An 11,340-nucleotide genomic window follows, 5' to 3' on the forward strand; every position below is an offset into this window, starting at 1 on the left:
GAAGCGCGTCTGCGGATAAATTGCTTTATCTAACGCAGGCGCTTCGCGCTACCTCAATAAGCTGTTTCCTTTTTTCCTCGGCCATGCGCTCACGCGCAATGCGCTACGAGGAGTTATCCAAGGGAAACAGTACATGTCAGCAGCACTGCCGTATTTCTTCAGTGAGGCTCTGCGGAGCAGATTTACACAGGACATCCAGTACGCAACGGATGAGGCTCGAATTACCAGCGACGAAGGACGGTGGCTAAGGTCACTGGTCGCTACAGACACTTCAGCAGATTCCGGCACGACCTTCCCGAGAGTCGACAGGCTGACAATTGAAGACGGCTCTGCAGGCAATGCCGAGCTGGCCGGAGCATTGTTCATCAGTGATCCCGATAACGCTGACGCTCCTGTTTTTCTGAGTACGTTGGCGTTCGGGATCGAGCGATTTGCGAGCCGTAGTTTGCTACTCGCCGGATTGCAGCAGCGGTTGGCCGAGGTCAGCGACGTGTCGATTGTCGAAGCCGATCGTGTCGAAGATGCGTTGTTCGAAGCGCGCAGTCTTGCGGTGATACGCCAGCAAGCCCGGTACCTGGAAGACCTGTGGACACTGTTACAGGACTTGCCTGATCTGTATTCAGCCTGTGGCAAGGCTTTGCAGACGGTTCTGTTGGCGCGGTGGGCGGGAGACGGCATCGACGTTTTCACCCAGATCGTGCAGATCCTGGAAATGTCCCCTGCTGCCGACCCGGGACTGCCATCGGTCGTGGGCACCCAATACCTGGTCGATGCCGCTGTGCAGGTCTTCATCGGCGAGTTGATTCCGACAGGTCTGACGCGGCAGTTTCTGGATGCCAGGGGGGATATCCTGTCCCAGGCCCAGTCAACGCTCTTCGAGCAAGCATTGTCTGACTCGGTTTCCGCAGTCAGCGCTGCCTACGAGCAATTGCTGGTTGACTACTGGACGTCCCTAAGGCCCGACGGCCGGACCGTGAAGGACTTCGCCACTCGCGCCTTGGCAGAGTGCTTTCGTCAGCACCTGCTGTCGAGCCGGGCACATGGCGCGATGACGGACGCGGAGTACCGCCATTTGCTCACCCTGTTGCCTTCATCCCCTGAAGCGATCGATGCACAATCGATCAGGGTCCGACGGTTGTCGGTGTCTGTGGCGGGGCAGGAGCCGGTCAAGCTGGTCGGTGTGGCCCTGATCGAGTTCCCGGCGGACGAACTGGCGGGTGTATACCTTTACTCCTCGTTATCGGGTTTGCTGCGCTTCAGCGATTCGGCCAACGCCATCGAGCACGTCCTGAGCGACCCTTCACGTAACGGAATGCTGTTTTATTCTTCGCTGGACGATCATGTTTCCATCCGGATGCAAGGACCCGTGGAGGTGCGTCAGGATACGCTCGCCACGGAGTTTTTCAGTGATTTCGTCGGGTCGCTCATCGCCCTGCAAAAGCGCAATCTGCGTTACGCGCTGGCGTTGCCGGCCATCGATGCGGCAAAAATTCCCGTCCGGGTTGATGATGCGCTGGATATTCGGGGGCTGCTGGACGGCCGATTGCTGAATCTGCACGACTCAGGACGCTGGCGCTCGGAACGTCTGACCTTTGATCAGGCCTGGGGTGCCTCTGTGCAAACCACCAGTGTGCAGCCGAGCCTCATTCCCGAGCCGTCCTATAACTGGGTCAGCAAACTGAAAAAGCTCGACTGGATGCTTGAGCGCGTTGATGCCCTGCATACGGGCGTGGACAGCTGCATGCGTCTTGCGCTGAACCGCTATCTGGCAGTGATTGGCGGCCCGCATCTTGATGCATGGATGCTCTGGGTGTTACCGGATGCCATCGATGCGCCGCCCGTGCGCCTGCTTTCGTTGGCGCTTGACCGCGTTTGCGGTTATGCACCGGCACCGCTGTCAGGCGGCGTGGTTCTTGCCGGGCTGCTGAAGCCGGTTATGGATCAACCGGTGCAACGTTTGCCCTTGGCATTGATCGAGCAGATTCTGTCCTGCGTCCAGGTGGATTTCCCTCGCCGCTTCAACGAGCAGATAAGCGAATTCTATTCACGCTCGATACGTCATCTGGATACCCGATTACGGCCCGACGTGATGTGCGGTCTGATTCGGGAGTACTCGCTGCGTCTGGAACTGCTGGTTGAAAAACGCATCGCTACGCTTCCTGATTCGGTCATCGCGAACGTCCAGCAAGTACTGGACAGACCGTTACCAGCGCTCAGGGCTGCGCTGGGCGAGGCGCGTGTCGATGCTTTTACCGTCTCGGTCGAGTACGACCCGCAATCAGCCGCGATCAAAGTGCCCAATGCATTCGTGATCAATAACAGGTTGCCCGGCAACAAGCCCGCTCTGTGGATAGTGAACAAGGGGCTCATATGTTTCGAAACCCTGCAGGTACTGGAACAGTATGTTGCTGAGCGGTTTACCGGCAAAGAACTGGGATCGCACTTGCCCGGCGTTCTTGCCGAGCCTGACCGGCAGACGTTGCTCGACTATCGTGCCCGGAAGGGTGCTCTCACCCTCAAGGTCGTATTGCAGCGCATCGAAGGGCATTTCATCGAGGCCTTGCAACACGACGAGATAGAGCGTCAGCGGCGCACGATGGCAGAACTTTATCAGCAGGCCGTGACCTGGCGGGTGCCGTCAGAACTGTTTGTCAACCTGTTGGGGGCAGGGGAGCGGGATGACCGAAATCGCCAGAATCTCAGCCATCTGGGGGTCGCCATTCAGTTCATCATCTACAAAGCCATCGTGCCCTCATGGGTCCGCGAAGCGTCCAGGGCCGATCAGGTTATGCTGATTGATGCCCTACGGCGTTTCTATGTGACCTGTGCTGGAAAGAAGGACTTTCTATTTGATATTCCCAGCCTCTACGAATACTCCTGTGAACAACTGAGGCTCAGGTTCCAGACCGATTTCACCGAGCCTCGTCCGGATCCTGAAAACATCCGGGTTACCCTGAAGCATTTTGTTCCCGCTCCAGTCGCGCCGGGGCAGACGCCTCAATCGATACCGGCGGCCACGGACGCAGTCAGTGAAAACCTGGCGGAGTTTGCCATCAACCGTTTCCTGTCCAGGCAGGACGGCGTCATTCTTCTCTCGTCACGAGATGATCAGCCGCTGAACGCGTCGCTGACGCCGGCTTATGTGCGTGAGCTGGTGAAGTCGCTGGACATTGCCGCAGGTTACCGGAGCCTGCTGGACTCGCGGCTGGCCGTGACGGCTGCGGATTATCCGGAGCGACGCAGGCTGTTCGTCGAACAGGTCCCCTCTCTCGATATTCTGCAAGCGTTTGCGCTCCGGCTTAAAAATGAGCTCAGCGAGCAAGCCTACCAAGTGATTGAAAATGTGCTGAGCATGCCTGATGCCCTCGCGCGACTTCCTGTCAACGGCTGCAAAGTGGTGCTGAGCCCCTTGCAATTGCTCCCTGCCAAAGAGGGCTGGGAGCCGACTGTCGTACTGAATACGTATCTGATGGGGCCGATGGACAACCAGCCGGGACCGTGGGTGCTTTACGCGCCGCTGCATGAAGATTTCGTTTTCAAGGAATACCCGGATCGGGCCGCGCTGTTGCATGACATACACACCTCTGCGTTTCTTCAACAATACATTCTGGATCGTGTTGATCCCGATGTGCGCAAGCTCTACGACAACGGTGGCTTTATGGAGCCGCACCTGCCTTTCAGTGCAGAGTCTTCGTTTGATTTTCCTTTTGAAACACCTGCACCGGTCACCCTGCAAATCGACCCGTATGAGGGAAACTGTCTGCTGCTGATGTTCAGGGGCGCCCTCGATATCCTGAAATTACAGGTGCAACAGCACAGCGTTACCAATGCCGAACAGCACCGTGCTACGTCCCGCTACCTGTTCACGCTGGGCGCCGAGCAAGTCATGGCGCTCATGCCGGGGAGGGTGGGTGCGTTGATCGGCATTATCCAGGGGCAGACGCTGCTGAATATGTCGGTCATCTCGGCCGGGGATCAGAGCTGGGGCAAGGCTTTTTCGGAGTTCATGGCTGCTCTGAGTGTGATGATTTCTTCTGGACAGGCGCCCTCGGCATTCCCGTCACGGGCGGTTGACGAGGTCAACATGACAGCGGAGGAAGCTGTCCTGTCTGACCCGCTTGTACAGCTGGATGACGACGCCGATGTGCCCGAGTTTTCCTGGAGCAACAGCTCACTGACCCAGCAGATACGAGAGCGGCTGCGCCAATTCGAAGTGCATGATGTTGCCTTGAACACGCTGCAAAGAGATGAGTTGTTGAGTACCTACCACGATCCGCTCCCAAATAGAGAGTATGCAGCCATTGGTGGCAAGATCTACGAATTGAAGTCTGATGCTAACGGCTGGTTCATCGTCTCGGGAACCATGGTAGGGCCCCCGGTCAGTCTTGATGCGGACCAGCAATGGAAGCTTGATATCCAGGGCGGGCTGAGGGGCGGAGGGGGCGCGCTGACGCGTATGGAGGGCAGCCTTGTCGACGACCTGGTTGACGACATAATGGTTGTAAACGCCCGGGGGATGTCCGAGATCCGCCACTCATACCGGGAAATGGCCCTGGCCATCGAGGACGCGCACAAGCAGGCGCAGTACTATCTGGAAAACAGCCTGGCCAACCTGGCGATACCCGTATCCGCCAAAGCAGTCGAACCACGCACGGAAAAAATCATCGCCGATTTCTTTGGTCAGAAGAATCCGGACGACCGATTGTACGACGTCACTAAAAAGACAATTACCGATATTTATCAGGAATTGATGAACCCTTCGATGTCGCCCATCGACTCTCAGCGTTATGTGGTGGGTATCAACCGGATGGGCAATGAGGCCTCCAGCGCATTCATCTTCGAGGCGGATCCGTTGAGGCGGGTGTTCCTGACTGAACAGTTCTTTCGTGTACCTACTTACCGTTTCAAGCTCAGCGCCATTCGCTCAGGTGAATTCAAGCATGCTCCGCATTATCGCGCTGCCATTCTGATTCACGAGTTATCGCATATGGTGCTCAAGACCGACGACATTGCCTATGTCGACTCTCAGGCCCCGTTCGTTGACCTGATCGAGGATACCCCCACGTATCGATTGCGCATCAGGAATGAACTGATTACCCAGCAGCAGAAAACCCTGTCCTACCAGACTGACCGCGACAAGCTGTTCAAACAACTGGATGAAGAAACGTGGCGCGATTTGCGGCGAATGGACGGTAACGGCAAGCAGACGATTCTGCGTATCTGCGGCAAGAAGACCCTCGAAGAAGCGCGTGATGTGTTTTACCAGGACGTCCACAAACGTACCGACGTCATGCTCAAAAATGCGGATTCCGTGGCGTTGCTGGTGACATTGCTGGGGCGCGAGCGCTTTGTGAGGCGCTGAGGGCATGCTCCGGCGACCGACGTCACCGGGGCATTCGTGCCTGTCAGACCAGATAATGGCGCAATTCACGGGCGATCAACAGGCGCTGGATCTCGCTGGAGCCTTCGTATATCTGGGTGATGCGCGCGTCCCGGTAGTAACGCTCGACCGGGTAGTCCTCCAGATAGCCATAGCCACCATGAATCTGGATCGCCTTGGAGCACACCCACTCGGCCATTTCCGACGCGAACAGCTTGGCCTGAGAGGCTTCCGACAGGCACGCTTGCCCGGCGCTGCGCAGCCGCGCGGCGTGCAGGGTCAGCAGGCGGGCGGCATTGATGCGGGTGTGCATGTCGGCCAGCAGATTGGCAATGCTTTGATGTTCGATGATCGGTTTGTCGAACTGCACACGTTCCCGCGCATACGCCAGCGCAGCTTCGAAGGCGGCGCGGGCGATACCCAGCGCCTGCGCGGCGATGCCGATGCGGCCGCCTTCCAGGTTGGAGAGGGCGATCGACAAGCCCTTGCCGCGCTCACCCAGCAGGTTGGCAGCCGGGATGCGGCAGTTGTTCAAGGTGACCGCGCAGGTGTCCGATGCGCGGATGCCCATCTTGTGTTCGCTGCGATCCACCACGAAACCGGGGTTTTCGGTCGGCACCAGAAAGGCTGACAGGCCCTTTTTGCCAAGCGCCGGATCGGTCACCGCAAACACGATAGCCAGTTGTGCCCGCTTGCCGTTGCTGACGAACTGCTTGGCGCCGTTGATCACCCACTCATCGCCCTGTAACTCGGCACGAGTCCGCAGGTTGTGGGCTTCAGAGCCTGCATGTGGTTCGGTCAGGCAGAAACAGCCGATGGCCCGGCCCGTGGCCAGTTTTTCCAGCCAGGCATGTTTCTGCTCGTCGGTGCCGTAGTTGAGAACCGGCCCGCAGCCCACCGAGCTGTGAACGCTCATCAATGTGCCGGTGGCCGCGTCGGCAGCGGAGATTTCCTCAACCGCCAGGGCGTAGGCGACGTAATCGATGTAGGTGCCACCCCATTGCTCCGGCACCACCATGCCCAGCAGGCCCAGTTCGCCGAGCTTGGCAACCAGTGCGTCATCGATCCAGCCGGCCTTTTCCCAGGCCTGGGCATACGGCGCGATTTCATTACGCGCAAAGTCGCGCGCCATGTCGCGAATCATTACCTGCTCTTCACTCAATTCAAGGTCGTGCACGGCTCAATTCTCCAGACCGCTGAAGAAACTCTGCACCTGCGCGGCACTGACGTCCTGCGCGCTGGCGTGTTTCCATTGCGGCTTCTTGTCTTTATCGATGATCAGCGCACGTATGCCCTCGATCAGGTCACCGCGTTCGAACCATTGGCGGTCCAGGTGCAACTCCATGGCGAAGCAGGCCGGCAGCGACAGATGACGGCCACGGCGCAGCATTTCCAGGGTCACCGCCATGCCCAGCGGTGAGTGAGCTTTCATTCGGGCTACGGTATCCAGCGCCCACTCGCGGGTGTCGCCGATGACCACCTGTTGCAGTTGCTCAAGCATGCTGGGAACATCCGGCAGCCCGAAAAAGTGGTCGATGGCGTGGCGCAGGGCTTCCAGCGGCGGGGAGGGCAGACGCTGGGTCGCCAGCTTGGCCAGCGCACCCTGCAGGTCCTTGAGCGGGGTCGACTTCCATTTCAGATGATCGAGCATGTGGTCGAGGCGCGGCAGCAGTTCGCTGTTCATGGACCAGTTGGCAAGGCCGCAGTACAACGCGTCGGCAGCACCGATCTGCGACCCGGTCACGCCCAGCCAGGTCCCGAGTTCGCCGGGCAGCCGCGAGAGAAAATAACTGCCGCCGACATCAGGGAAATAACCGATGGCGACCTCCGGCATGCCGAGGCGGCTGCGTTCGGTGACCACGCGCAGGTCGGCTCCCTGGACCAGCCCCATGCCGCCACCCAGCACCAGGCCATCCATCAGGGCCAGTACCGGCTTGCGGTAGCGGTGAATGGCCAGGTCCAGCTCGTACTCTTCGGCAAAAAACGTGTGGTGCAGATCCTGGCCGCTCTGGTGGCTTTCATACAGCGAACGGATATCGCCACCGGCGCAGAACGCCTTGCCGCCTGCGCCGCGCAGGACCACGGCATGAACCGAGGGGTCGTCGGCCCAGCGCTCAAGTTGCTGGCGAAGTGTGCGGACCATGTCCAGATCGATTGCGTTCAGGCCTTCCGGACGATTGAGGGTCAAGTGTCCGATGTGGTTACGCACGTCGACAACGATCGAATCCCGGCTGGCGGACGGTCGAACCGGGCGGGCGGATGAAACCTGTGAACTCATTCTGAACTCCTTGTTCGGTTGCGCTTTTTTCTTATTCGAGCATTCGAGCGTCGCAGAAGATCGTAGCAGCGCAAATGTGCAAAGCAAAACTGCGTTTAAGCATAGTCTGAAGTTTCAGATAGCCACTGTTTAACGCCTTCGCAAGTGCCTGAGCGTTGCGGTATTGGACTGACCGATACGAATCATTGCCTGGCGGATGAGTATTATGAGTGTCATTAATGTCACAAAAGGGAATTCCTCAGGTGTACCCCATGAAAGTCCCCGTGCCAGTCGTTTATGAGCGATAAGTATGCCCCGCGCGAGTGGGCCGCCCACGAGCGTCCGACCATGCCCGGCTCGCCGTCGACGCCACTGCATTCGACTGCACGGCGTTGGGCGTTTGCTATCGTGGGGGTGATCGTCGCGCTGACCGGCGGCCTCGGTAATGCGCTGGTAGTCGCCAACCTGCCGTATTTGCAGGGCGCGCTGGGGGCGACATCGCAGGACATCGCCTGGCTGCCGGCGGCCTACATCATGACTAACGTGTCGATGAATCTGCTGCTGGTGAAGTTTCGCCAGCAATTTGGTCTGCGTGCGTTCACCGAGCTGTTTCTGGTGCTGTATGCGCTGGTGACGCTGGCACATCTGTTCGTCAACGACATCGATTCGGCCATCGCTGTACGTGCGGCACACGGTATGGTCGGCGCTGCGCTCAGCACTCTGGGCCTGTATTACATGATTCAGGCTTTCCCGCAGAAGTGGCGGCTCAAGGCGCTGGTATTGGGGATTGGCACCGCCCAGCTGGCAACGCCGCTGGCCCGGCTGGTGTCGGAAGACTTGCTGCAGATTGCCCAATGGCGTGGCCTGTATCTGTTCGAACTGGGCATGGCGCTGCTCTCGCTGGGCTGCGTGCTGCTGCTCAAACTGCCGCCGGGCGATCGCTTCAAGGCGTTCGAGAAGCTCGACTTCCTGACCTTCGGCTTGCTGGCCAGCGGCTTTGCGCTGTTCTGTGCGGTGCTGTCGCTGGGGCGTATAGAGTGGTGGCTGGAAGCGCAATGGCTGGGTATCGCCTCAGCGGCATCGATTGCGCTGATCTGCGCCGGGCTGGCCATCGAACATAACCGCAGCAATCCGTTGCTGATCACGCGCTGGCTGGGCAGTGGGGCGATCCTGCGTCTGGGCCTGGCGGTTATCCTGTTTCGCGTGGTGCTGTCCGAACAGTCGGTCGGTGCTGTCGGTTTTCTTCAAGCGCTGAACATGGGCAGTCAGCAGCTGCACACCTTGTATCTGGTGATGTTGCTCGGCAGCGTCTCGGGGCTGGCGGTCAGTGCCCTGACCATCAACCCGGCGCATCTGATCAAACCCTTGCTGATCTCTCTGGCGATGATGGCAGTGGGGGCCTGGATGGACAGTCATTCCACCAACCTGACCCGCCAATCGAACATGTACCTCAGCCAGTTTCTGTTGGCGTTCGGCGGCACGTTTTTCCTCGGGCCCACCCTGGTGCTGGGGATCAGCGGGGTGTTGGCGAACCCGCGCAACATGGTCAGCTTTTCGGTGTTGTTCGGGATCACCCAGAACATCGGCGGGCTGATCGGGTCTGCTGCATTGGGCACCTTTCAGGTGGTGCGCGAGAAATTTCATTCCAGTTACATCGTTGAACACCTGACCCTCATCGATCCGCTGGTTCAGGCGCGACTGCAGAGCTACAGCGCCAGTTACAGCTCGGTGCTCGCCGACCCTTCATTGCGCAACAGTCAGGGCATCCGCGCGATGGCCACGGCAGCGACCCGGGAGGCCAATGTGCTGGCCTACAACGATGTGTTCATGCTGATCGCGCTGATTGCCGTGCTGACCATGATCTGGATTTCAGCCCGGGTCCTGTGGCTGAAAATGACCACTCAACCTCTGGCGCTGGCACCCGTTGCACCTGCTGCTTCGCCCTCCGTATCCAACTCCGGCGTTAAATCTTCATGACCGAATCCAAGACCCCAGATACCGAAGCCCCGCGCAACTCGCCGCCACCGGCACCGTTGACGTCCCCGGTGACCAACAAGCCGCGCTCGACCCGCAAGCGTGTCGTGTCTTCCGTGATTTTTGGCGCCGTCGCCCTGGCCGGGGTGCTGGTGGTGCTGTACGCCTGGCAACTGCCTCCGTTTGCCAGCCCGATCGAGAGCACCGAGAACGCGCAGGTCAAGGGCCAGACCACGCTGATCGGGCCGCAACTGAGTGGGTATGTTTACGAAGTGCCGGTGCAGGACTTCCAGTTCGTCAAGGCCGGTGATTTGCTGGTGCGTCTGGATGACCGTATCTATCGTCAGCGCCTGGATCAGGCCATTGCACAACTGGCTGTGCAGAAGGCCTCGCTGGCCAATAATCTGCAACAACGGCGCAGTGCCGAAGCCACCATCGGCCAGCGTCAGGCCGAACTGCAGAACAGCATCGCCCAGAGCCGCAAGAGCGCCGCCGATCTGCGGCGCAATCAGGCGCTGGTGACCGACGGTTCGGTTTCGAAAAGCGAGCTGGATGTCACGCGTGCCGCCGATGCGCAGGCAAACGCCGCCGTTGCCGAAGCCAGGGCAGTCTTGCAGATCGCCCGTGAGGACCTGCAGACCGTCATCGTCAACCGTGGCTCGCTGGAAGCCTCGGTCGCCAACGCGCAGGCGGCGATCGAGCTGGCGCGCATAGACCTGGACAACACCCGTATCGTTGCCCCGCGGGACGGGCAGTTGGGGCAGATTGGCGTACGTCTGGGTGCCTATGTCAATTCGGGCGCGCAGTTGATGGCGCTGGTACCCGAGCAGCGCTGGATCGTGGCGAACATGAAAGAAACCCAGATGGCCAACGTGCGCCTGGGCCAGCCGGTGAGCTTTACCGTCGATGCGCTCGATGGCCACGAGATGCACGGCCACGTACAAAGAATTTCGCCCGCTGCCGGCTCTGAATTCAGCCTGCTGCCCGCCGACAATGCCACCGGCAACTTCGTGAAGATTTCCCAGCGTATCCCGGTACGCATCGTGGTCGATGCCGATCAGCCCATGCTTGAGCACCTGCGGCCAGGGATGTCGGTGGTCGTGAGCATCGACACCAGCGCAGATGGCGATGTGCCGCCTGATCCGGCGGTGCGCTGAGCCTCTGGATGAGCCTGACAGCTGTAACGTTGCTCACTTTGAATATCGTGCCGACGCTCCGCGTCGGCATGCAGTTCATGACGCTCCGCGTCACACAGCGGTTCTGTGATGTCAGGTAGATTGGGGTTCGACTCAAGTCACCTTTTCGCCCCTCGGCGACTCACTTTGAGGGACCAAAGTGAGCAAAGTCCTTCGCTCCTGTTTCCGGCCCGACTTCGTCGGGTTCCTNCGGGCCATCCATGGCCCAGACTGTGTAAAAACCCAAGGTAAACCTTTGCTATGATTCCCCAGGATTTCATTGCAAGGGTTGCCCATGAAACGCTTCATTCAAGGTGAACACAGAGGTCAAAGTACCTTGCTTCCCGAGAGTCTCGATGATTACGTCAGCGACACCAATCCGGTGCGCGTTGTCGATGTCTTTGTGGATGAGCTCGACCTGATCACCTTGGGTTTTGAAAGCGCTGTCCCCGCTGAAACGGGCCGACCGGCCTACCATCCTGCAGTCATGCTGAAGATCTACATCTACGGCTATCTCAACCGTATCCAGTCAAGCCGACGCCTTGAGCGCGAGG

At 59.2% G+C, this 11,340-nt stretch carries 6 protein-coding genes; 4 read left to right on the forward strand and 2 right to left on the reverse strand.

What is annotated here, in order from left to right:
• Positions 1-133: 133 nt before the first annotated feature.
• A complete protein-coding gene (locus KBY02_RS23515; RefSeq protein WP_225650787.1) occupies positions 134-5,362 on the forward strand; it encodes a dermonecrotic toxin domain-containing protein in 5,229 nt (1,742 codons plus the stop codon).
• 43 nt (positions 5,363-5,405) lie between these two features.
• On the opposite strand, the gene KBY02_RS23520 is transcribed toward KBY02_RS23515, so the two are convergent.
• Positions 5,406-6,557 (reverse strand): acyl-CoA dehydrogenase family protein, encoded by a 1,152-nt coding sequence (locus tag KBY02_RS23520; RefSeq protein ID WP_011267227.1) that lies wholly within the window; start codon positions 6,555-6,557, stop codon positions 5,406-5,408.
• Between the two features lie 3 nt (positions 6,558-6,560).
• Positions 6,561-7,658, reverse strand: coding sequence for an enoyl-CoA hydratase/isomerase family protein (locus KBY02_RS23525; protein WP_129451141.1), 1,098 nt, complete (start codon positions 7,656-7,658; stop codon positions 6,561-6,563).
• Positions 7,659-7,934: 276 nt separating this feature from the next.
• On the opposite strand from KBY02_RS23525, the gene KBY02_RS23530 reads away from it, so the two are divergent.
• From KBY02_RS23530 to KBY02_RS23540, 3 genes are all read left to right on the forward strand, one after another.
• The gene (locus KBY02_RS23530; protein ID WP_104683896.1) at positions 7,935-9,614 is read left to right on the forward strand and encodes an MFS transporter; all 1,680 of its coding nucleotides are present in this window, start codon (positions 7,935-7,937) and stop codon (positions 9,612-9,614) included.
• A complete protein-coding gene (locus tag KBY02_RS23535; protein ID WP_225650788.1) occupies positions 9,611-10,768 on the forward strand; it encodes an HlyD family secretion protein in 1,158 nt (385 codons plus the stop codon). The genes KBY02_RS23530 and KBY02_RS23535 overlap by 4 nt, the downstream gene beginning before the upstream one ends.
• A gap of 313 nt (positions 10,769-11,081) precedes the next feature.
• On the forward strand, positions 11,082-11,340 hold a 259-nt coding region (locus tag KBY02_RS23540), incomplete at its 3' end, for a transposase (RefSeq protein ID WP_143525233.1).

Origin of the sequence: Pseudomonas sp. P129, from assembly GCF_020312195.1 — a bacterium.
GTDB classification, from domain to species: domain Bacteria; phylum Pseudomonadota; class Gammaproteobacteria; order Pseudomonadales; family Pseudomonadaceae; genus Aquipseudomonas; species Aquipseudomonas fragariae.